13 protein-coding genes are annotated in these 23,233 nt (G+C 67.6%); 9 read left to right on the top strand and 4 right to left on the bottom strand.

From position 1 onward, the window contains the following. Positions 1–180 precede the first annotated feature (180 nt). The 6 genes from FL344_RS03295 (at position 181) to FL344_RS03270 (ending at position 9,466) form a co-directional block, all read left to right on the top strand. Positions 181–2,535 carry a TonB-dependent receptor gene (locus FL344_RS03295; RefSeq protein WP_141617485.1) on the top strand — a complete coding sequence of 785 codons (2,355 nt, stop codon included), beginning with the start codon at positions 181–183 and terminating at the stop codon, positions 2,533–2,535. Positions 2,536–2,818: 283 nt separating this feature from the next. Continuing rightward, complete coding sequence (locus FL344_RS03290) at positions 2,819–4,900, top strand: WD40 repeat domain-containing protein (RefSeq protein ID WP_228564743.1); 2,082 nt, start codon at positions 2,819–2,821, stop codon at positions 4,898–4,900. Between the two features lie 517 nt (positions 4,901–5,417). Further along, the gene (locus FL344_RS03285) at positions 5,418–6,512 is read left to right on the top strand and encodes a hypothetical protein (RefSeq protein WP_194858295.1); all 1,095 of its coding nucleotides are present in this window, start codon (positions 5,418–5,420) and stop codon (positions 6,510–6,512) included. 8 nt (positions 6,513–6,520) lie between these two features. Continuing rightward, the gene (locus tag FL344_RS03280; RefSeq protein ID WP_141589417.1) at positions 6,521–7,705 is read left to right on the top strand and encodes a glycine betaine/L-proline ABC transporter ATP-binding protein; all 1,185 of its coding nucleotides are present in this window, start codon (positions 6,521–6,523) and stop codon (positions 7,703–7,705) included. Between the two features lies 1 nt (position 7,706). Beyond that, a complete protein-coding gene (locus FL344_RS03275) occupies positions 7,707–8,540 on the top strand; it encodes a proline/glycine betaine ABC transporter permease (protein WP_141589418.1) in 834 nt (277 codons plus the stop codon). A gap of 14 nt (positions 8,541–8,554) precedes the next feature. Beyond that, the gene (locus FL344_RS03270; RefSeq protein ID WP_228557797.1) at positions 8,555–9,466 is read left to right on the top strand and encodes a glycine betaine ABC transporter substrate-binding protein; all 912 of its coding nucleotides are present in this window, start codon (positions 8,555–8,557) and stop codon (positions 9,464–9,466) included. A 27-nt stretch (positions 9,467–9,493) separates the two neighbouring features. Here the strand turns inward: FL344_RS03270 and FL344_RS03265 are convergent, their stop codons facing one another. Together FL344_RS03265 and FL344_RS03260 are read right to left on the bottom strand one after the other, a co-directional pair. Continuing rightward, positions 9,494–10,519 (bottom strand): phosphagen kinase, encoded by a 1,026-nt coding sequence (locus tag FL344_RS03265; RefSeq protein WP_141617561.1) that lies wholly within the window; start codon positions 10,517–10,519, stop codon positions 9,494–9,496. Positions 10,520–10,831: 312 nt separating this feature from the next. Continuing rightward, a complete protein-coding gene (locus FL344_RS03260; RefSeq protein ID WP_228564741.1) occupies positions 10,832–12,712 on the bottom strand; it encodes a S28 family serine protease in 1,881 nt (626 codons plus the stop codon). 251 nt (positions 12,713–12,963) lie between these two features. Here FL344_RS03260 and FL344_RS03255 point away from each other — a divergent pair, with 251 nt between their 5' ends. Then, complete coding sequence (locus FL344_RS03255) at positions 12,964–14,505, top strand: DUF4419 domain-containing protein (RefSeq protein ID WP_228564740.1); 1,542 nt, start codon at positions 12,964–12,966, stop codon at positions 14,503–14,505. A gap of 15 nt (positions 14,506–14,520) precedes the next feature. Here FL344_RS03255 and FL344_RS03250 read toward each other — a convergent pair whose 3' ends face one another. Beyond that, the gene (locus tag FL344_RS03250) at positions 14,521–16,011 is read right to left on the bottom strand and encodes a serine/threonine-protein kinase (RefSeq protein WP_141617481.1); all 1,491 of its coding nucleotides are present in this window, start codon (positions 16,009–16,011) and stop codon (positions 14,521–14,523) included. A 398-nt stretch (positions 16,012–16,409) separates the two neighbouring features. Here FL344_RS03250 and trxA point away from each other — a divergent pair, with 398 nt between their 5' ends. Together trxA and FL344_RS03240 are read left to right on the top strand one after the other, a co-directional pair. After that, positions 16,410–18,707 (top strand): thioredoxin, encoded by a 2,298-nt coding sequence (gene trxA, locus FL344_RS03245; protein ID WP_141617480.1) that lies wholly within the window; start codon positions 16,410–16,412, stop codon positions 18,705–18,707. A gap of 2 nt (positions 18,708–18,709) precedes the next feature. After that, positions 18,710–20,062, top strand: coding sequence for an FHA domain-containing protein (locus tag FL344_RS03240; RefSeq protein WP_141617479.1), 1,353 nt, complete (start codon positions 18,710–18,712; stop codon positions 20,060–20,062). Between the two features lie 92 nt (positions 20,063–20,154). On the opposite strand, the gene FL344_RS03235 is transcribed toward FL344_RS03240, so the two are convergent. Then, the gene (locus FL344_RS03235) at positions 20,155–23,175 is read right to left on the bottom strand and encodes a DEAD/DEAH box helicase (RefSeq protein ID WP_141617478.1); all 3,021 of its coding nucleotides are present in this window, start codon (positions 23,173–23,175) and stop codon (positions 20,155–20,157) included. Positions 23,176–23,233 lie beyond the last annotated feature (58 nt).

The following is a 23,233-nucleotide window of genomic DNA, read 5'->3' as shown; positions in this document are numbered from 1 at the left end:
CCTGATAGGGGAGAGGGGGCAGACCAGGAGCTTCGTCTTCCTTCATCGCCACAGGGTTTGAGTTCGAGGTCTGGGGGCCCGGCTCCCGGATGGTTGTCTGGTGATGGCTATGTCCAGAGCGGCAGCGCGGGATGGAGATTGTCAATCGATGGGCAAGTCGCCGTGCCATGCTGGCGTGAAATGGAGGGCGCTGCCAGCATGGGCATGAGGGGGATTCAGCGGCTTGTGGGTGTCATACTGGCCGCGGTGTTGTCGGTGGGGGCTGCGGAGAGGCCTCAGGCCGCCATTGTCGGGACAGTCTTTGATTCCGAATGGGAACACCCTCTTCCGGGCGTCAGCGTGACGGCAAGTTCATCCACGGCGCCTGGAGAGGTACGGACGGAGACGGATGCCGCTGGCGCCTATCGCTTGGATGGAGTTCCTTCTGGGACCTACTCGATTCGGTTCGAGCGGGAGAAGTACACGGCCCATTCCCAGGAGCGCGTGGAGGTCACTGAGGGCTCGACCCTGCGTGTCGATGCCTGGCTGAGTGAGAAAGCCCCCATCTTCTACGTGCGCTGCGGGGGAATCTCCAGCGACCTGGCCCACACCCCCAGGTCATTTACCGCACCGCGTTGGATTGTAGGCCTGCCGTTGGGCAGGCCGCGAGGCGGGAGCGGAGGACTGCGCGCCGCGGAGAGTCTTGCTGAGCTCAGTCCTGTCACGCTACTTGACCCATCTGGCTTCGCCATCCGGGGCGCCTCTGCGTCCGAGAACGGCTATCTGTTGGAGGGCTTCTCCACCCGAGATGCCGTCACGGGATTGAACCTGGTGCCGCTCAGCATGGAGTTCGTTTCCCTCGTGACAGTGCATGCGGGAGGCTCCATGCCAGACCAGGGACGGGCGAACGGTGGTGTCATCGAGGCTCGGTTGCCGTCAAGGTGCCCCCGCATTTCCGGATCCGCCTTTGCTTCCTGGACCCCAGGCGGGTTGGAGGGGGCGCGTGAGTCCATTCCGAACGCGGGTTCGGTGGGCTCCAGCCAGGATGGGCTCAAGAACCTGGGAGACTTCGGGGTGACCCTGGGCGGTCCGCTCGTGCGGAATCGTCTCTCGTTCTTCGCGGGCGTTGTTCCGACGCTCAGTCGCAACGGGCGGCGCGATGGCCTGACCGACCACCGTGGAATCCAGGCGGTGGGCCGGTTGACGTACCATGTCGCTCCTGGTCACGAGACGTCTCTGCTGGTCCTCGCCACGCCTTCGTTGGCACGAGGGATGGATACTGCCGATCGGCCTTGGGAGTTCGACAGTGAGACGGTCCTGGGGATGTTCGACTACAACGGCATGTTCCTGGACAATCGTCTGCTCGTTTCCTTCAAGGCGGGATGGCTGAATCACAAAGCCGTCAGCCGCGTAGCGACTGGCGATGCACGGCGATCGCAGCGTCGCTATTACGCGAAGACCGAAGGGTATTACTTGTTGCACGCCCTGGGGACTCACGTGTTCAAGGCAGGTGTTGACGCGGAGCACTCCATGCACGACTCGATACAGCCGGTCGCATCCCGCGCGGCAAGCACAGTCCTGGGGGGATTCGTGCAGGACACATGGAACGTGAGTCACTTGCTCACGCTTCAAGGCGGCGCTCGCTATGATGTGCAGGCCCTGCGGGAGGGATTGAACGGGCGCCGGGCGCTCACGACCTACCTGCTCTCACCAAGGGCTGGCGTGGTCATCAATCCACGGCCGATGTATCACTCGCAGCTCTTCGCATCCTTCGCGAAGTACCACGACCTGGTGCCGCTCGGGCTCATGGATGTAGAGCCGGGCCGGGGCGTCGCCTTCGATCCCAACCTCGTCCCGACCTCCTCCCGTGAGGTCATCGTGGGGGCTTCGCATGAGTTTCGCCCAACACAAAACGGCAATCTCTGGTTCCAGTTGGCTGCGCATTATGCCCGACGCCGACTTGATACCGCGCTGGCGTCCATCAACGACCCAGACGATGAGGGTGTGCTGATTGGCAATCCGGGTATCGGGCTCGCAGCGGCGCTTCCGAGGGCTGTCCGTACTTATGATGCCGTGACAGTTTCGGTACAGCCGAATTTCCGTTGGGTGCACACCCAATTCAGCTACACATGGTCGAGATTGCATGGAAACCAGACCGAGCCAATCGGCGCCGATGCAGGGCGCCCCTTGGCCCGACAGCAGTTGCTTCCAGCGGACCGGACTCATTCCATCAAGGCCACCGGTATCCGTGGTTTCGAGCTGGCTCGTAAGCTCTCCCTTGTCACGGGGGTTTCCTATCAGGGCGCGTCTGGAACGCCACGGGATGACGTGGGGACCCGGAATCGTTGGGTCCACGTCCTCGATGCCCACGTGGACTTGAAGTATCAAGTGTCGAGGTTCGAGTCGGTGTCCTTCGAACTTGCTGCACTCAACCTGTTGAATACGCAGCCGGGGGCGTGGTTGGGAGAGGGGCGCTCGGTGGAGTCTGACGGGGTGCCCCCCTTGTATGTCCTGCCGCCGCTACAGGTGCGGTTCGGAGTGCGCTACTCGTTCTGACGAGCGACCGTGATGGTTCGCTGAGTCAGAAGGGCGAACCGTCGGGGTGGCGCGCCTGGCTTACGGCGTGAACAGCGTGGGGTTGGGCGCCCACGACCAACCATGCACGGCAGGAGGGGGCGTTTCGAAACACGTGAGGCTCTGGGGGATGTGTACGGTCCAACCACCCTAGATAATGCAAAAAGCAGTAAAGCCGGTAATGCTCGGTGTCGGTTCCGCCACGGGCTCATGCGCTGGGCGAAGGGGATTGTGCCGGAGCCATGCCCCGGGTGATGAATCCGGAATGCGCCTGCGTTCGTGGTGGTGGGTCCTGGTCCTGCTTACGGTGTCCTGCGCGGGGCGGCGCTCCTCGTCCGAGGTCCTTGGGGGGCGAGACGCTCGGTCCGAACTCTTCCGGGCCCGCGGTGACGCGGCCATCGAGACGAAGCAATGGGCCCTGGCCGCGGGCTACTTCGCGTCCGCGAGACACACGGAAGACTCACCCACGGCGCGCTGGGGACAGGTGTGGGCGGAGAAGCGCGCCTCGTCGCTCGAGTGGGCGAAGCAGTTCGAGGGTTCGGTGCTGGCGCTGGCCTTCTCACCGGACGGCAGGCTGCTGGCATCGGGAGGGTATGACGCGGTCGTGCGCGTCTGGGACGTGGAGGCCGGAGCGCAGGTGGCGGAGCTGAAGGGCCACGAAGCCGAGCTCCATGCCGTCGCGTTCTCTCCCGATGGCCGGTGGCTGGCCGCCGCCGGCAGGCCCGGCGCGCTCTGGCTCTGGGATTGGAAGCAGGGGCGCAGGGTGGCCTTGCTGTCCGGGCACACCGATGTCGTGCGGGGCCTGGCCTTCTCCCCGGATGGGGAGTGGCTGGCGAGTGGTGGCCTGGACCGGACGATTCGTGTCTGGCGCATCCGCGACGGCGCGGAGGTGCTCCAGTTCACGCATGACGACATCGTCATCGCGGTGGCCTTCTCCCCCGACGGAGGACGGCTCGTGTCATCGAGCGTGGACCGGACCGCGCGGGTGTGGGACCTGACGGCGCGTCGCGAGCTGCTCCGGCTGACGGGACACGGGGACAAGGTGGAGTCCTGTGCGTTCTCCGCGGATGGCGAGCGGGTGATGACCGCGTCCGCGGACCGGGCCATCCGTTTCTGGGATGCCCGGAGCGGGGCCCTGTTCGACGTGCAGCGCAACACGGGGGCGCTTTCGGCCGTGGCCATCGATACGGGTTTCCAGCAACTCGTGCAGGCGGGGTGGGAGGGACGCGTGCAGCGCGTGGACGTGCGCGGAGGTGGCGAGGTCCTGGAGCGGTTGGATGCGCACCGGACCTTCGTGATGGCCGTGGCCCTGTCCCCGGACGGGCGCAGGTTCGCGTCCGGTGGCATGGACGGTGTCCTCAAGGTCTGGTCGCGGCCCGAGGTGCCTCCGGACGTTCTGTTGCGGGAGCTTCACGCCTGGCCTGAGGTGCTGACCTCCGTGGGGCCAGACGCCTTCGTGTCGGGTGGGGAGGACGGTCTGCGGAGCTGGTCGGTCTCGTCCGGAGGCGAACTCCACTCCCGCCTGGAGGCGCCGGACGCCGTGGGGGCCGTGGCCGTGAGCGCGGACCGGCGGTTGCTTGCGGTGGGAACGTTGAAGGGGGAGGTGCGTGTGCGAGACGTCCGGTCCGGAAATCAGCTGATGGTGATTCCGGCCGCGCACGAATCCATCCGGGCGTTGGCCTTCAGCCCAGACGGCGCATTGCTCGCCGCGGGGGTGGCGCAGGACGTCGTGCTGTGGGCTGTCCCCTCCGCGACCCAGGTGGCCCGGCTGACAGGGCACACCGGGAAGGCGTGGGCATTGGCATTCGATGCCACGGGGCAAAGGCTGGCTTCGGGCGCAGCGGACCACACGGTGCGTATCTGGGACGTGGCGCGAGGCGCGGTGATTCGCGTCCTGGAGGCGGGCGACCGGGTGCGCGCCGTCACGTTCCTGGCGTCTGGGGAGTTGCTGACCGCGGGGATGCGTCAGCCCATCCGGCTCTGGAGCTCAGATGCCGGCCGCGTGCTGACCTCGATGGATTCGCGCACAGTAGGGGTCTTGTCGCTCGCGGTGGCGCCTCAGGGGACGTTCGTGGCGTCCGGCGGAATGGGAGGAGAGCTGAAGGTCTGGCGGCTTCCCGACGGGGCGCTCATGGGGGAGGTGCCCGGGCTGCAGGGGTTCGTCTCCGCTGTGGCCTTCTCTTCCGATGGAGCGTGGCTGGCGGCAGCGGCTTCCGACCGGACGTTCCACCTACTGGGCTTCGACGCCTTCGCACACCCGCCGCCCGTGGAGCCGGACCTGACGCGGATTCTGCGGCGCCATGGGCTGCTCTGGGATGACTTGCGGGGCGTGTTCACCCTCCACTGACACTGATGGCGGTGGTCGCCCGTGGGCTTGAGAGGCATCGCCGGCAACAGGGGAGGGGCATCTGGATTTGACGCTCCGGCCGCTGAAGCGTCACGGAATGAGGAGATTGACAGCGGTGACACAGGCGCCTTGAGCCGCCCGTGTGGGTTGGCGGGCGCGCCGCTCAGGCCCCGCGAGCAGGCGGGCGGCGCCCTGTTTCCACATTGTTTGAGCTCAAAAGTATGGACGTGCTCCGTCTGACCTGTTAACGACTGATTGCACTGTCCCCTGGGTGGACTGTCTCGCGCGCCAGCGTCCTCGCTGAGTGTGGATCGGGAGAGGGCCGCCCCTTGTGCCACGTCTGGCGCTCAGGACGAGTGTGGCCCGTTCTGGTCCGCTCGCGCCTGTCGTCCCTTGCCAGGAGTTGCAGTTGTCCACCCGTCTTACCCGTTTCTCGCATGCGCTTTTCCTGTCTGGATTGACCTGCCTGCTCGCGCCCGAAGCACGCGCCGACGAGGAGGTGGTGGAAGACCCGGACATGCTCAAGGTTGGCGGTGCGCTGCGCCTCAATGCCTTCTTCAAGACGTGGCCTGGAGAAGAAGACAACCGCAACCGCGGTGGCGACGTGGCGTTCGATACATTCCGGCTCAACGTCGACGCCAGACTTTCCAAGGTGTTGCTGTCCGCCGAGTACCGCCTCTATTCGGGGTACTCCATGCTCCACCACGGCTGGGTGGGCTATGAGTTCACGAAGGCGACCCAGCTCCAGTTCGGCGTACACCGCGTGCCCTTCGGCGTGCTGCCCTACGCCTCACATAACTGGTTCTTCTCCCTGCCCTACTACATGGGGATGGAGGACGACTACGACCTGGGTCTGAAGCTGGTCCACACGCAGGGGCCATGGGACCTGCAGGTCGCCTTCTACAAGAACGACGAGGGCAGCTTCACCGGCCGGAGCACGGACAGCGCGCGCTACTCGTATGACGTGGTGCAGGTGAGCAGCTCCAACCCGGGCGAGGCATACCTGGGCGTGGAGAGCGCGAACCACGAGAGCAACAAGCTCAATGCACGCGCGGCGTACACATTCCAGCACGGGGACCTGGGCCGCACGGAAGTGGGCGTCTCCGCGCAGACCGGGCAGATCTACAACAGCGTCACCAAGCGCAATGGCCTGAACTGGGCTGGCGCGGTGCACCTGGACGGCTACTACGGCCCGTTCAACCTCCGCATGGAGGTCCTCAGCTACGGCTACGACCTGAAGAACCCCGAGGGCCACGACGACTCCATCGTGACGATGGGGGCCTATGACGCGCCCTACAAGATGGCCACCCGGGGCACCGTCTACGCGGCGGGCCTTTCGTACGACGTGCCCGTGTCGTGGGGCCCCATCACGAAGCTGACCTTCTACGACGACTTCAGCCTCTTCGACAAAGCCAACGCTGCGTTCGAGACGTCGATGCAGAACGTGCTCGGCATGCTCGTCACCGCGGGGCCCGTCTACACCTACGTGGACGTGGCCAGCGGGAAGAACCAGCCCTGGCTGGGGCCTGCTTATGGCCACGCACTTGCGGAGGGCGATCCGAATGCCCCGTGGGAGACGCGCTTCAACATCAACGTCGGCTACTACTTCTGAGAGGCCCCATGGAGAAGATTGAAGTCCGTGGCTTGCGGAAGATCTACGGCGGCAACCCGGAGCGGGCCATTGCCCTGCTGGAGAAGGGGCAGAGCAAGCAGCAGATCCTGGAGGAGACGGGTTGCACCGTCGCCATCCAGGAGGCTTCGTTCGATGTGAAGGCCGGCGAAATCTTCGTCATCATGGGCCTGTCCGGCAGCGGCAAGTCCACGGTGCTCCGCTGCCTCAACCGCCTCATCGAGCCCTCCGCCGGCAGCGTGCACGTGGACGGCGTGGACGTCACCCGGGCGGACAGGGCGGGCCTGCTGGATGTCCGGCGCCGGAAGATGGCCATGGTGTTCCAGAACTTCGGCCTGCTGCCCCACCGCAGCATCATCCGGAACGTGGAGTACGGGCTGGAGATGCAGGGCCTGGAGCGGCGGGAGTCGCGGCCCAAGGCGATGCAGGCGCTCGAGCTGGTGGGCCTGAAGGGCTACGAGGAGAAGCTGCCTCGCGAGCTCAGCGGCGGGATGCAGCAGCGCGTGGGGCTGGCGCGGGCCATTGCCACCGACGCGGAAATCCTGCTCATGGACGAGGCCTTCAGCGCGTTGGACCCGCTCATCCGCCGGCAGATGCAGGACGAGCTGCTGGAGCTCCAGTCCCGGATGAACAAGACCATCGTGTTCATCACCCATGACCTGGATGAGGCGCTGAAGCTGGGTGGGCGCATCGTCATCATGAAGGACGGGCGCATCGCGCAGCTCGGCACGCCGGAGGAAATCCTCAGGAGCCCCGCGGACGACTACGTGCGCGCCTTCGTGGAGCACGTGGACCGCACCAAGGTCCTCACCGCGCGGACCATCATGCGGCGGCCGGAGTCGGTGGTGCACCCGAAGGACGGGCCCGCCCTGGCCGTCAAGCGCATGCGCGAGTCGGGCACCTCCACGCTCTTCGTGACCAACCAGGCCCGCAAGCTGGTGGGCCTGGTTCGCATCGAGGACACGCTGCGGCTCATGGCGGAGAACAAGCACAGCCTGGAGGGGGCGCTTGTCACCGACTTGCCCACCACGTCACCGGACACGCCGCTGGCGAAGCTGGTGGCGGTGGCGGCCACGACTCAGATTCCCATCGCCGTCGTCGCCGAGGACCAGTCGTTCCTGGGCATCGTGAGCCGCGCGACGCTGCTGGCCAGCATCGCGGGGGAGCAGCGCTGACATGAGCACACTGAGAATCGGTGAAGGCTTCGAGGAGCTGATTGACTGGCTGGGCACGCGTGGCGCGCCGCTGTTCGACGCCATCCGTTCGGTGCTCACGGCCTGCATCAACGGCCTGGAGAGCGCGCTGCTCTTGCCGCCCAGCTACGCCATCATCGCGGTGTTGATGGTGCTCGCCTGGCGCCTGTCCGGCCTGGGCACGGCCGTCTTCACGGCGCTGGGCATGTTGCTCATCCAGGACATGGGCCTGTGGAAGGCCACCATGGAGACGCTGGCGCTGGTCCTCAGCTCGGCGATGGTGGCGCTGGTGCTGGGCATCCCCCTGGGCATCTGGGCCGCGTACAGCCGCGTCGTGGAGCGGGTGCTGCGGCCCGCCCTGGACCTGATGCAGACGATGCCCGCCTTCGTCTACCTCATCCCCGCGGTGCTCTTCTTCCGGCTGGGGAAGGTGCCCGGCGTGGTGGCCACCGTCATCTTCGCCATGCCGCCCGCGGTGCGCCTCACCAACCTGGGCATCCGGCAGGTGCCCGCCGAAGTCGTGGAGGCCGCCATCGCGTTTGGCGCGACGCCACGTCAGACGCTGCTCAACGTTCAGCTCCCCATCGCCGTCCCCACGCTGCTGGCCGGAGTGAACCAGACCATCATGCTGTCGCTGTCCATGGTGGTCATCTCCGCCATGATTGGCGCGGGGGGATTGGGCGAGCAGGTCCTGAAGGGCATCACCCAGCTCCGCATCGGGCTGGGCTTCGAGAGCGGCATCGCGGTGGTCATCCTGGCCATCGTGTTGGACCGCCTGACTCACGCGCTGGGCAAGCCCCGGACGCGCTCATCATGAAGGAGACCCGTCCCGTGAACATTTCCTCTCTCAATCGTCTGCCCCTGCTGCTCACGGCCGTGGCGGGGCTGCTCGTCGCCCCCGGATGCAAGCAGGAGAACAAGGCGCCCGCCGCGGGTGACACCGAGGCGCCCGCCCCCGCGAAGAAGCCCGTGGTCCGGCTGGTGTACGTGAACTGGGCCGAAGGCGTGGCCATGACGCATCTGGTCCAGGCCATCCTGGAAGACCGCATGGGCTACGAGGTGAAGACCACCATGGCGGACGTCGCCCCGGTGTTCGCCTCGCTCGCCAACGGCGACGCGGATGCCTTCCTGGATGGCTGGCTGCCCGTCACCCACCAGAGCTACATGGAGCGCTTCCAGGGCAAGGTGGTGGACCTGGGCACCAACTACGAGGACGCCCGGATTGGCCTGGTCGTCCCGGCGGACCTGGACATCACCAGCATCGAGCAGCTCAACGGCAAGGCGAAGGACCTGAACCAGTCCATCGTGGGCATCGACTCTGGCGCGGGCATCATGACGACGACGGAGAAGGCCATCGCGGAGTACAAGCTGGACCTGAAGCTGGTGCCCTCCAGCGGCCCGGCGATGACTGCGGAGCTCAAGGACGCCATCGCCAAGAAGCGCCCCGTGGTGGTCACCGGTTGGAAGCCGCACTGGAAGTTCGCGCGCTGGGACCTGAAGTTTCTGGACGACCCGAAGGGCGTCTTTGGCGCCAAGGAGTCCATCCACACGCTCACCCGCGTGGGCCTGGAGAAGGACCTGCCCGACGTCGCGACGCTGCTGCGCAACTTCAAGCTGGATGACCAGCAGCTCGGCAGCCTGATGGGCGCCATCGCCGAGGCCGAGGACGCGCCGGAGAAGGCCACCCGGGAGTGGGTGAAGAAGAACCAGGCGCTCGTGGATGGCTGGATTCCCAAGTCCTGAGCGCGATGCGAGGCGCTCCGGGGGCTTTCAGTTCCCGGGCGCCGCCTTCGGGTGTCCACGCTTTCGTGCCGCGGATTCCATCTCCATGAGCGCGTGGATGCCCGTCCGAAGCTGTTCGTAGATGTCCCGCTCGGTGACGCCCAGACGGGTGGCATTGGAGACGTCGTGGATGCCGTCCCGGGCTTCGGAGTGTTCGCCGTGCAGGCCCCGCACCGCGAGCCCCAGGCGGGCACACCGCGCGCGGAAGTCCGGCCGGCGTGACAGGTGGGGCAGGCGGATGAGGACGGAGGCTCGCATGGCGGTGCCCAGGTTGGTGGGGCACGCTGTGAGGAAGCCCAGCCGTGAGTCCTGGGCGAAGTCGAGCTGCCCGTCGAGCTGCTCGAGCGCCGTCTGGAGCCGTCGGTAGGTCTGCGCCAGCCCCGAGCCGGGCTGCATGCTGATGATGCGCAGGGCGTCTTCCTCCCCGACCCAGACGATGAAGCGCATGTCCGCGGAGTGGAAGATGCCGCGGTTGCGCGGCCAGTCGCGGTTGACGCCCGCGCTGTCCAGGAAGCGGTCCGACTGCTGGAACAGGACGTGGTGGTGCACCAGCTCCCGTCGCTCTGCCTCGGAGAGGCTGGCCAGGGGATGGTATTCGCCCGCGAGGTGACCCCTCAGACGGGAGAGGACCTGGACGACCTCGGCTTCCAGCGCGGCCCTGTCCCTGGCGCCAATGGCCGGAGGAAAGGCATACCGGGCCAGGTTCCGTCCGACGCGGACCCGCGTGGAGAGGATGAACTCGCCCGTGGGGTCTAAGTCATCCTGGGGCAGCCCGTCGAGTGAGAAGTCACTCGTGTGTTCGCTCAGGTCATGGCCCGAATGGTCCCGGATGATGGGATGTAGCAGCGGGGAGAAGAGCGCGTAGGACTCGCTGTCACCCGCGTAGACACCCATCTGGGAGTCTCCGTGGTCCAGACCACTCTGGATGGTCTTCCGGAGCGTCCAGCCATTGCGTGTCGTGAGCCGTTCGAGCCGGGACTTCAGCTCGGGGGTGAGGTGCTTGTGGAGCAGCATCGCTCCGTGGCTTGAGCACGACATGTGCCACGGTTGTTTCTGCTCAAACGTATGTGATTTTCGATGTTTGGCGAGCGAGCTGCCGTGTATCGCGCGGCGCTGACACGTCAGTGGGAGGGATGACACGTCAGCGCCGGGCCGGTGTCACGCTCAGGGCACGAGGGCGCCGAGCGTGACGGGCCGGGAAGCTGGACGGCGCCCCGTAGATGCGTGCCCACGATACGGCTCGATATGGGCCGCGGTCGTGGGTGGCTTGGATGGATTCAGCCGCTCACCGGAACGGCTTCTCCGGTAAGCGGCGTTCGCGGCGGGTTACGGGGCCGGGGGCGGTTGCAGCCGCCGGGGCGGCAGGTGCGGGCCGAACTCGACGGTGTCGGCCTCCGGGAGCGGCACCGGGGCGTGCTTCAGTGACGGGACGCCTGCCCAGCGCCGCACGATGTCCTGGGCCTGGTCCCGAAGGGTGGTGGGAAGCCAGTTGATGGCGCTTCCGTGGTTGCCGCCCAGAGCCGTGAACACGAAGGAGTCCTGGGCATGGCCGAGCGGGAACGCCGCCGCGGTCCACGGGTCCAGGTCGCCATAGATGAACATCACCCGCTCGCCATGCGTCACGAGCCAGTCCTCGATGTCCTGCATGGCCTGGGGCCGGAACACGACCGGCACGCCGGGCGTCGAGTACACCGGCGCGATGTTCGTTCCGGGGGACTGGATGAGGCTGCCCAGGTGCGCCTCGTAGGGCTTGGGCCAGCCCAGCTCCAGACTCGCCTGGTAGTAGTAGGGGTAGTACGCGGCAATGCCGGAGCTGCTGTTGTCGGAGAACGCTTCAAGGCCCACCGCCCAGTCAATGATGTCCAGCATGTACTCAGGCGACGCCGTGTCATCCGGGAACGCGTCGCAGTACTGGGGGAGGGAGTACTGCCAGAAGGCGAAGTACGTCTCGATGACGGCGTGCTCCAGGGCCCGCTCGAAGCCAAGCTGGTTGTAGGTGAGGCCCTGGTTCACCGCATAGGCGCGCAGCAGCGCCACCATGTCCTGGCGGCGGTTCAGCACGGCGCGCTGGAAGGTGTGGATTTGCTCGCGGCACCACTCCAGCTCCGGGCCTCCCACGGTGGTTTGGAAGGCGGGGAAACGCTCATCTTCGCCGCGCACGAGCGGCGCCACATAGGCCACCGTCGCGTCCACGTCCTCCGGGTGGAACCGGCGGTAGAACACCATGGTCTCTCCGCCCTTGCTGACGCCCGTGGACACCCAGGACGCGGAATAGATTTGCTTGATGGCCTGGGCGACCCGGTGGAAGTCGTCCGCTGACTGCTTGATGGTGAGCTGGCTCCAGTCAGCGGGCTCCGGACGGCTGGGCAGGAAGAAGCGGTGCTCGATGGAGAGCTGATTCGCGGCCAGCAACGTCGTCAGCTCGCGACGGCCCGCGGTCAGGGACACGTAGTAGCCGCTCGTGTAGAAGACCATGGGCGCCGTGACCGAACGGTGCAGCAGGACCAATCGCTGCTTGAATCGCTGGCACTCGGGGCGTGCGTGGTCGGCGGGCTGGTCGTACTCCATGACAAAGAAGCGGTGACCCGCGGGGACCGTGACGCCGTTGGGGTTCTCCGCGACGGTGAGGCCGGGAATGGCCCGCAGCCGGTCCAGGATGTCCGCGGTCGGGTCCTGGACGACAGTCGGATCGCCCGGGTTCGAGACACCGCCATCCGGCGGCCCGAACGGGCACTCCGGTGGCTCCGTGCCCCCGTCTCCGGTGCCCCCGTCCGTCGGGCCCGAGCCTCCGTCCTCCTCACCCGTGCCCGCGTCGCCCGTACCCGCGTCATCGGTGCCTGCGTCGTCCGGCTCCGTGCCCGCGTCGTCCGTCCCCGCGTCATCGGTGCCCGCGTCGTTCGGCTCCGTGCCAGCATCGTCCGTGCCCGCGTCGTCTGGCTCCGTGCCCGCGTCGGTCGTGCCTGCGTCATCGGTGCCCGCGTCGTCTGGCTCCGTGCCCGCGTCATCGGTGCCCGCGTCGTCCGGCTCGGTGCCCGCGTCGTCCGTACCCGCGTCATCGGTGCCCGCGTCGCCCGTCCCCGCGTCGTCCCTGCCTGCGTCGGGCGTCTGGATGCCTGCATCCTGGCGGGGCTCGGGCGTGTCGCCACCGCAGGCCGTCTGGGTCAGGGCCAGCAGCAGCGGAAGTAGCAGCAGGATGGAGTGGGACAACCTTCTTGAACAGAGCATGAACCCCTCAGTTGATGGACGCGGTGTCGCAGATGCCACGGCTGCGAGACAATAGCGCATCGGTCTGTCGTTGCCGCGCCCCGTTGTGGTGCGGGTGCCAATCTCCGCGCGCCGCTGGAGGTTTCCAGCCGGAGCGCTGTCTGCCTTCACGCTCGATGGGGCGCTTGCCGTCATCCGAGCACGCGCGATGTAATGCGTGCATGCCCCATCGTGTGACGTTCGCCGTCGATGCCGTGAAGCCCGCCGTCCTGCCCTTGGAAGAGGTCGGACTCACCGAAGCCCTGAGTGGGCGGTTGGACGCAAAGGTGCTCGGGGCCTCCCATCGTGAGGCGCGGTTCGTGCGTCCCGAGGCGACCCATCCACTGCTCTCGGCGGTGCATCTGGCCTTCAGCGGGCACCGCCCATTGGTGCTGTCTCCGGACATCCTCTGGATCACCATCGCCCAGGGGCTGGCCCTGCACATCACCCGCAACGCGGAGGCGCTGCGGTTCGACCTGGTACGTCACCAGGGGCGCAAGCAGTTGGTGGTGACACGCGACGCGTCCCAGACGGACCTCGCATCGGATGATTTCTGGCCCGGCGTCGTGGACGACTTCTCCGGGATGATTCAAGGGCACTCGCCCGCACTGCACGACCTGATGGTGTGCGATTTCTCCACGACGGGGCCGGTGGAGCGCGTGGTCAGTCAAATCGTGCTGATGGATGCGATGCGGGAGTACTTCGACTACGTGGTGATGTGCATCTGCGGCATTCCCACCATCACGCTCGAAGGCTCACCGGAGGACTGGCGCAAGCTGCGGGACAAGGTCGGACAGCTTCCTCGGTATGGCATGGAAACCTGGGCCCGGCACCTGCTGCCGCTGTGCGACCAGTTCATCCGAGCTTCTGAGGGACGGGAGGATCGCAAGTTCTGGCAATCCATCTACAAGCTGCACCACGCCTATGGCAGCGATACCTTCAATGGCTGGATTGGCAAGCTGTTCCCCTTCCTTCGCAATCAATTGACGGGCGAATATGACTTTCCCAATCCGATGCTGGAGGCCCAGGCGCTGGGCAAGCCCGACGCCACGGAGAAGGGCGAAACCCTGTCCAGTGACAGATTGCCCACCGGGCTGTCCCGGGTGTCGCTCCTGCTCGCGGTGGCCACCGATTCAGGGATGGTGAAGGCACGGATGGCCCTGACGGCGGGCTTCATGGGGACGCTCCAGTCCGCGGAGACGCTGGCGCTGCGGCCGGTGCCGGGCTGGGTGGTCCACGAGGACCTGGGGCTGGATGCGATGCTCCGGCGCATCAAGGATGAGCACTGCATGGCCGAGGCACTCTCGGAGGCGCGTCACAGCAAGTGGCGCGACCTGTGGGGCGACGGTGGAATCCCGGCGGACATCAGCCAGTTCTACGCCGCATGCGACGGCGCGTCGCTCTTCGGCCAGGGGGATGCGGCCGTGTACCGCATCCGGGCGTCGGGGGCGCTGGAGTTCCACGACGGGACGCGCTGGAGCAAGACCCATCAGGCTGAGTCGCAATCCAGCGGCTACCCGCACGGCTGGACGCGCTTCTGTGACGTGGGCGAACACGGCTTCCTGGCCTACCGTTTCAACTCACAGCAGTCTGGGAAGCTCCCGCTCTACTGGGTGGAAAGCGCTCAGTCGCGGACCGGCGTGTGCGTCGCCGCCTCGCTGACGGAGTTCCTTCACAAGGCGCTCAATTCACAGGGGCGCGTCTACTTCCAGGAGCCGGGCTTCACGCCGGGAGAGGTCGAGGAGTTGTGGTTCTGATTCCCTTGAGAGGGATTACTCCCGCCTGAGTGTGACTGTGGCGGCGCCGGCGATGGCTTCGCGTGGCTTGCCCAGGGAGAGCCCCCGGAGCGCCTTGTTGATGCACTGGGCGAGCGGGATGAGCTGGGGCGGGTGCATGCGTGCTCCGAGGACGATGCCCTCGGGGGAGTAGACCACGGCGTAGGTGTCCTGACGGCATGCGGCGTCCTCGCCGTTCCGCGCGTAGCAGCTGTCGAGCGCGGGCAGGCGCCCTTCAATGGACTCGGCGACCCAGCCGTCCGTGTACCCGCGGGGCGCGGGCGCGGCGGTGCCATTCTCCGTCAGGCGGGGCTGCTCGATGACTCGGAGGCGGGCGGGCTCCTCCGTGGGCGTCATCCCGGAGGCCGTCAAGACGAGCCCTCCCGTTGCGGCGAGGCCCACCGCCAGCGCGCTGGCGACCATGAGGAGGGTCTGCAGGCGGGAGCGCGTGCGCGGAGGGGGGACGTGTTCCGCCGCGACGAGGACGGGCTGCGGGCCGGAGCTCGTGTGTGGCGTGGCGGCGTGTTCCACCGCGACAGGCGTTGAGGGCACCGGTGCTCTGTTCGCGGGCTCCTGGGACGCGGCGCTTGCGACTTCAGGCTGAGGGGCCGAACGGGCCGCCACGGAGGCGGCGTGAATCCAGGGCTCGAGCGCCTGGGCCAGTTCGTGGGCGTCCGCGTAGCGCGTGGCCGGGTCCTTCTCCAGCGTGCGCGCCACCACCTGGGAGAAACCGTCCGGCACGTCCGTGCGCACGCCGCTGAGCGGAGCAGGCACCTGGTGCATGACGGCGGAGAGCAGGGCCACATTGTCCGCCACGTCGATGGGCCGCTGTCCCGTCACCATCTGGTACAGGCAGGCGCCCAGCGAGTAGAGGTCCGCGCGTCCGTCGACAGGGCGGCAGCGGATCTGCTCCGGGGCCATGTACGACGGCGTGCCGACCCAGGCACCAGACTCCGTGCCCAGCGCGGTGGCGTCGTCTTCATGCATGAGCCGCGCGACACCGAAGTCCAGCAGCTTCACGTGGAGGGCTTCGGTCCCCGAGTCGACCAGGAAGATGTTGTCGGGCTTGATGTCGCGGTGGACGACGCCGGCGTGATGCGCCGCCACCAGCGCGGTCGCCAACTGATGGGCAATGGCCGCCGCGCGTCCCACGGGCAGGGGGCCTTCCTTCTTCAGCAGCGACTTCAGCGTCTGGCCCTTCAGCAACTCCATCACCAGGAACGGCGGTTCATCGGGTGCGTCGTGAAAGTCCATCACCTCGACGATGTTCGGATGCTTCACGCCCGCGGTGGCCTGGGCCTCGCGGCGGAAGCGTGCGTGCACGGCCGGCTCGCCGAGGAGGTGCTGCCGGAGCACCTTGACGGCCACGGTTCGCCCTACATCCAGTTGCTCCGCCTCGTAGACGGTGCCCATCCCCCCCACGCCAATCCGCTGGCGCAGTCGATACTTCTGCCCCAGCACTGTTCCAACCAAGGATGAGCGACTCATGACGCAACGTGTATACCCGAGCCTGATGAAGAACGTTGGCGGCGATCCGCCCGATGACGGATGCAGCCGCCGTTGAATTCGCGGAAGGCCCTTCGCTCAGCGACCTACCGGTATTGTAATTGTTTCAGGAGTTTCGCGGGGCTGATTCACCCGGGGTCGTGGTGACCTCTTCCAGGTGGTCTACTGGCGGTGTCCCGCGCTTCGAGCGGCTCACGCCGGAGTTCGTGGGCACGTTCTTCTCAAGGTTTGGGCTTTTTCGCTTTCTGAGACGGGATTCGCGTGTGGATTCCCGAGCTTGGCGGTGTTCGAGCGTCGCGTATGCCGTTCGTGAACTGCACCGTTGACGTGAGGGCCCTCGCTCATTTCTATCGTCCCACGCATCTCGCGAGGGAGTCGCCGTGGCAGGACAGACCGTTGAGTTGACCCAGGAGAACTTCGAGCGCATCACCCAGGAGGCCGGGGTGTGCGTGGTGGACTTCTGGGCGGAGTGGTGTGGTCCCTGCCGCGCCTTCGCGCCGACCTTCGAGGCCGCCGCGAAGGAGTTCCCGAACATCACCTTCGGCAAGCTCGATACGGAGGCGCAGGAAGAGGTCTCCGGCCGGATGGAGATTCGCTCCATTCCCACGCTGGTGGCCTTCAAGGATGGCGTCGAGGTCCGGCGCGCCTCGGGCGCGATGTCGGCCTCGGCGTTCGCGGCCTGGCTGAGCAAGCTGGACTCCGTGGACCTGGCCGTCGAGCAGCAGCGGGCGGCGAACCGCAAGCTGACGGAGGAGGGGACGCCGCCGCCTGGCATTCCGCCCCACGCGGAATGGGACGCCGGAGACGAGGAGTGGTGCTTCGGCGACACCGACGAGGAGGGGGAGAAGCACGGCCCCTGGAAGTACTGGCGCGCCGATGGAACCCTTTGCAACGAGTGCATCTTCGTCCACGGCAAGCCACACGGCCCCTTCAAGCGCTTCCATGAGAGCGGGGAGGTGTCCCAGGATGGCGCGTTCGAGCAGGGCCATCTGCACGGCCCGCGCACCTGGTACGCGTCCGACCAATTCACCACCGAGCGGATGCATGAGAACGGCGTCAGCGAGAAGGTCCGCCGCACGGTGATGGTCTACGCGAACGGCCGCGTGACGCAGGTGCTGCACTACAACGGCGCCGGTGAACGCGTGGTGCCCTCCACCGGAGAGCCGTACCCCACACGGCCCGCGAACCTCCCCGAGAAGGCTGAGTACCGAGAGGACCAGGACCAGTGGGCGTCCGTGTCGCTCAACGCGAAGGCCGAGCGGCACGGGCTGTGCCGATTCTGGGACCGGGAGGGACAGCTCCTCTGGGAGAGCGAATTCCACGAAGGCAGCCGGCATGGCCGCTATCACTCCCGCGCCGTGGACGAGTACGCGGACCCTCGGGTGCGGTTCGACGAAGGGGAGATGGAGGACGACTTCGCGCGCGGCACGTGGAAGCTGCTGGATGCGGAGGGCAACGCCGTCGTCACCCGGGACCTGGGCGTTGTCCAGGACCACGAGGCGTTGGATGCCTCGGAGGTGTTCTCGAACCTTCCGAGGAGCGCCGCGGAATGGCGTGCGTTCGCCGAGCAGGCTCGGGCGGACCGGCGATACCGGGAGGCGCTGCTGGCCATGGCGCGGGCGAGCGCCGTGTCGCTGGATGCGGGCCCGCTGAAGGCATGGCTGGAGTCGCTCACCCTGCCTCGAACGGAGGCGAGTGCTCGCGAGAATGCCGAAGGCGTGATGAACAGCGCGGGCCATGAGCGGGCGGCGTTGGCGGATGCGATGATGCGTGGCGCGGAGGCCGCGATGTTGCTTCGGGGCTTCGCGGTGCTCCACGACCAGCAGGACCGTCCCCGGGCGGCGTTGGACTTCATCCTGGCCGCGATGCTGCTCGCACCGGAGCGCTCGGCGTACCTGTTCACCCGGAGCCTCATCCTGGCGAACCTGGGGCTGGGCGAGCAGATGCAGAAGGACGCGGAGGCGCTGGCGCCGTCGGAGCCGGATTCGTGGCAGTTCCTCTCGGCTTACGGGCGGGTGCTGTTTCCGCGCTTCGAGTTCTGGCCGGGACGTGAGCCCGCGCACTGCACGTTCGATGAGGTCCCTGACGGGCCCACGAAGGCGCTGGACGCGGTGCAGGCCGTGGTCCGCAAGTACGCCACTCGACTCCAGTTGCTGCGCGCGGAGATTCTCTCCCGCTTCAAGCCCGGCACGAACGTGCCCTGGCTGCCGCCCGATGTGTCGTCCCTGCTGCCGGACGGGCCCGTCGAGCTGGAGCAGACGGAGGTCGAGGACGCGGATGGTGACTCGGTGGATGTCGACGAGACGCTGTCCACGAAGGGGATGGGGATTCCGGCCTTGTCCCGCGCGGCCCGTGGGGACTGGAGCGCGCTGACCTGGCTCTTGTGGGCGTGCGGGGAGGATTCGATTCGGATGCCGGATGCGCTGACGCCTCCGGCCGACTTCGGTCAGGCGGCGGGACAGGCCACGCAGCGGCTGTGGCAGTGCCGCAACCGGCGGGCCCGTGGTCGCATCGACCCGGACCTGCCAACGTTCGATTTCGAAGGGGTTGCCCTCCAGGAGCTGCATCCCAATCTGGCGGGGATTGCCGAAGAGCAGTACGCGGAGACGCAGGCGATGTTCTTCTGGCTGACCGACGCGAACCACGTGTCTCCGTGGCAGGCCAATCTGAGGGGGTAGTCATGAAGCGGATTCGTCAGACGATTGAAGTCTCCGAGCCCCTGTGGCGGGCGCTGGAATTGATGAGCCGCGACATGGGCGTGGACCGGGATGCGCTGGTGGCGCAGGCCCTGTTCCAACTCGCGCGCCAGAATGGCTACGTGTCCCCCACCGTGGTGTCGCTGGGCGGGGAGGCGCAGGTGGCCGGTGGGCTCGTGACGGCTGCGGAGCCCGTGGTCCAGGCCGCTGCACCGGTGGCGGCGTCGAGCGTGGTCGCGCCTCCGGTCCCCGAACCGGTGGCAGTAGCTGTGCAGCAGCCCGTCAATTCTGGGGCCGGCGCGCAGGAGTCGGTGCCTGCCGCGGCAGGGGTGGCGGATACGGCGGCTCCGGCTGCCCCGGCCGTGGGCGCCTTCTCGGCGGACGACGCGACGGAGGAGCTCGCGACGGAACCTTCTGGCGTCACCTCGGTGCCATCGTCCGTGGCGCAGGTGAATTCCCCTGAGCTGGTGCTCGCGCGAATGCAGGAGATTCTCGCGGAGGTCGAGGCATCCGTGCAGCCGTCGGAGGGGCTGGCCGCGCAATCAGACGACTCCGACGATGAGGATTCCGACGACTCCGATGACGAGGAGTCAGACGACGCCGACGATGAGGATTCCGACGACTCCGATGACGAGGAGTCTGACGACGCTGACGATGAGGATTCCGACGATTCTTCGGATGAGGACTCGGAAGACGATGCGTCCGATGAGGATGCGGAGGAGGACGGCTCGGACGCGGAGTCCGCCGAAGACTCAGACAACTCGGAGTCCGAAGAAGCTGCGTCGGACGATGAGGCTGAGGTACCGGCGGGCAGCGGCGTGAAGGGGGATGTGTCCAGTGACGACATTGCCGCGGAGCTTGCGGCACTGGGCATCGGGGATGAGCCCTCGGAGCCTGCCAAGGCGGAGGCACCCGTCGCGACGCCGATTGCGGCACGTCCACTGGTGGCGCGTCCTGTGCCGAAGATCCGTCCACCTGACGAAGCCGCGACGATTCTGGAGGACCAGTCGGCGGAGACGACCAACATCGTGAAGGCTCCCGCGCCGCTGGAGGTCTTCGTCCAGTGGGCACAAGGCGCGCCGGTGGCCGTCTCCACGGAGCGCTTCACGATTGGCCGGGGCCCCCGTTGCGGCCTCGTCGTGAAGTCGGAGCGTGTCTCGCGCGAGCACGCCGTCGTGACGCGGGTGGGGGACGACGTCTTCATCGAGGACCTCAACTCCTCGAACGGAACCTGGTTCAACAACGAGCGAATCACACGGCAGCAGGTCTCGGACGGTGACGAGTACATGCTCGGCACGGAGGCCGTGTCCTTCACGATGCGCCCCGCGGGCGGTTGAACACGAGGGGGCGATAACGGTGTCGGGCTTGCCGACACGGTTGGAGAAGGTCGCGCCCCCGGTGGATGCCGGCATCCGGGGAGTTGCGGCGGCTACTCGAGGAGTTGCATCAGGTCCGCACGCGTAAGCGCGGTGGCTCCGGAGCCGCCGCCGAGCGCGGCCTCGAACAACTCCCGCTTCTTCGCCTGGAGCGTGAGGATCTTCTCCTCCACCGTCCCCTGGGACACCAGCCGGTACACCATGACGGGCCGCTGCTGACCGATGCGGTGCGCGCGGTCCGCGGCCTGTGCTTCCACGGACGGGTTCCACCACGGGTCCACGAGGAAGACGTGGTCCGCCGCCGTGAGGTTGAGCCCTGTTGCGCCCGCCTTGAGGGAAATCAACATCACCGGTGGGCCCTTCGGGTCCTGGAAGGACGCTGCCACCGCGCCTCGGTTCGCCGTGCTGCCATCCAGCCGGATGAAGCCGATGCCCGCTTCCTGGAGCGCGGGCTCGATGAGGTCCAGCATCGACGTCCACTGTGAGAAGACGAGCGCCTTGTGCCCGTCCTCCACCGCCGTGCCCAGCGCCTCCACCAGGGCCTGCACCTTGGACGAGGTCTTCGCCTGCTGGCCCGGCACGAGGGCAGGGTGGCACGCCGCCTGCCGCAGCCGTAGCAGGGCCTCCAAGGCCTTCAACACGCTGCCGCCCGCCTCGAGCTGCGACACCACTTCCTCGCGCGTCGCCGCGTAGACGGCGTCGTAGACGGCGCGCTCGCGCTCCGTGAGCGTCACGTGGCGCACGGCGTCGGTCCGGGGCGGCAGCTCCGGCGCCACGTCCCGCTTGAGCCTGCGCAGGATGAAGGGCCGGATGCGCGCCCGCAGCCGTTCCGCCGCGCCCTTGTGGTTGTCCGCGACCGGCCGCGCCCAGCGCTCCTCGAAGTCCTTCCGTCCGCCGAGCAGGCCCTGGTTGGTGAAGTGCATCAGGCTCCAGAGCTCCTCCAGCCGGTTCTCGATGGGCGTGCCACTCAGCGCCAGCTTGAAGTCCGCCTGCAATCCATACGCGGCTCGCGCCACCTGGCTGTCTGGATTCTTGATGGCCTGGGCCTCGTCCAGCACGACGGTGCTCCACTGCTTAGCGCCCAGGACCTCCGCGTCCAGGCGCATCAGGGCATACGTCGTCAGCGTCACGTCGGCCGACTCATCCAGCGCGCGTCCGGGGCCGTGGTACACGGAGACCTTCAGCGAGGGACGGAAGCGCTTCACCTCCGCTTCCCAGTTGGGCAGGACGCTCGTGGGCGCCACCACCAGGGTGCCCGGGCCCAGCGTGCAGATGGTCTGCAGCGTCTTGCCCAGGCCCATGTCGTCCGCGAGCACGCCGCCCAGCCCCGCCTGCCGGAGGAAGGTGAGCCAGCTCACGCCCTGGAGCTGATACGCGCGCAGCGTCGCCGTGAGGTCTTCTGGTAGCTGCGGCTCGGGAAGTTTCTCGAAGCCCTTCACCAGGGGCGCCAGCCGCTCCAGGCCCGGCGGGGAGGGGTGCTCCAGCGCTTCACACAGGCCGGTGAGCTGCGGAATGGCGTGGTTGGCGAGCCGGCCATCCCGGCCTCGCGCGGACAGCAGGTCCGCCACGCGCTGGCCATGGGACTTCAGCCACTCCGCGGGCAGGGGCGCCCAGCCGCCACCTTCCAACGGCACCAACCCGAGCCCTTCTTCCCAGGCCCGCATGACCGCCGCCGCATCCACGGAGCGGGGTGACTCCCGGTCCTCGCCCTCCACCTGGAAGTCGAAGGAGAAGCCCACGTGCGGCACGCCCTCGGTGACGGCGCCCGTGTCCACCTTGAGTACCGGGCGCAGTTGCACGTTCGGGTTCGTCACCACCGCCGCGCCATCCCCCGTGAGGCCCCCGCGCCAGCGCCGCAGCTTGTCGGCGAGCTGGACGGCTTCCTTCCCCTGCACCGTGACGCGCCGCCCGGGAGCCATGTTCAGCTCGTCGCGGAGCTGGTGGATGAGCATCTGCTCGGCGGCCTCGTCGCGCACGGGCGCGGCGCCCTTCAGGTACACCATGCGTCCGCTGTCGATGCGCACGGTCGGCGGCGAGCCATACACCAGCGTCGGCAGCACGGAGAGGCCGGTGTCGAGCTGGTTCAGCTCCAGGGAGATGCGAGGCTTCAGCGTGCGGTCGATGGGCGGCAGCCGTTGACTTCGCACATCCACCGGCATGCGCCGCGCGATGTCGGGCAGCACCTTGCCCGTCAGGTCTCCCATCTGGTGGGGCGCGAAGGCGCGCTCCTGCGGCAGCTTCTCCAGCCACGCGCCCGTGAGGCCCTGCTCCCCCAGGGGACAGAGCGTCCCGCTGCACAGCGCGAGGCCGGGGCTCACCACCTCGGTGACGCGCGGGTCCTTCTCCACCTTGAGCACCGTGTTCTCACCGCGGTCCTCCACGGTGACGCGGGGCATGAGGGGCTCGCTCGTCACCGACACCAAGGCGCCGTCGAAGAGCACGGTGCGCGCGGGCTCCAGGACGCGCAGCAGCGCGTTGAGCCGCTCGGGTGGCAGCGCGCCCCGGGTGGGCTTCAGCAGCAGCTTGTCCGCGAGCAGGTCGCACGGCTGCGTCTGGATGCGAGCGGCCTCCACGGGATTGGTGAGCAGCGAGGCCAGGCTGCGAGCCAGCAGTCGCGCGGTGTTGTCCGGACGCACCACCAGCCGCTCCAACTGGAGCCCGCCGTCCACGCGCTTGAACCGGTACACCATGCGCTCCGGCTTCGGCGCGCCAGCCGCGGATGCGCTGGGCCTGGTGACGGTGTTCGCACCTGGGCGCGCGGCGGGGGCGGCCGGACGCTGCGCGGGGGCACGCCGCGCCGTGGCATGCTGGTGGAGAATCAGCGCCGCCGCGACCACGTGCTCGCAGGGGTCCACCCGGCCGCGGCAGTCGCACTCCCAGATGGCCTCATCCAGGTAGAGCACCGTCTTCACGGGGGCGGGCCGGCTGGGCACGCGCACCCGCAGCACGGCCTCTTCCTCATCCACGGACTGCACCGAGACGGCGCCCGCGCGAGCGAGCGTCGTGCCGGCAGACCAGGTGTCCGGGCGCGCTTCCTCCCGGACGGCATCGAGCAGCTCCGCGGTCGCAGACATACGAGGCCTGCTTCCCTATCCCCATGCGGAGCCTCGTGCAACCCGGGCCTCGTTCCGG

Source organism: Myxococcus sp. AB036A, from assembly GCF_006547355.1.
Lineage (GTDB): Bacteria > Myxococcota > Myxococcia > Myxococcales > Myxococcaceae > Myxococcus > Myxococcus virescens.
Note: the sequence above shows the minus strand (reverse complement) of the source record. Positions and strands in the feature narration are given on the sequence as shown.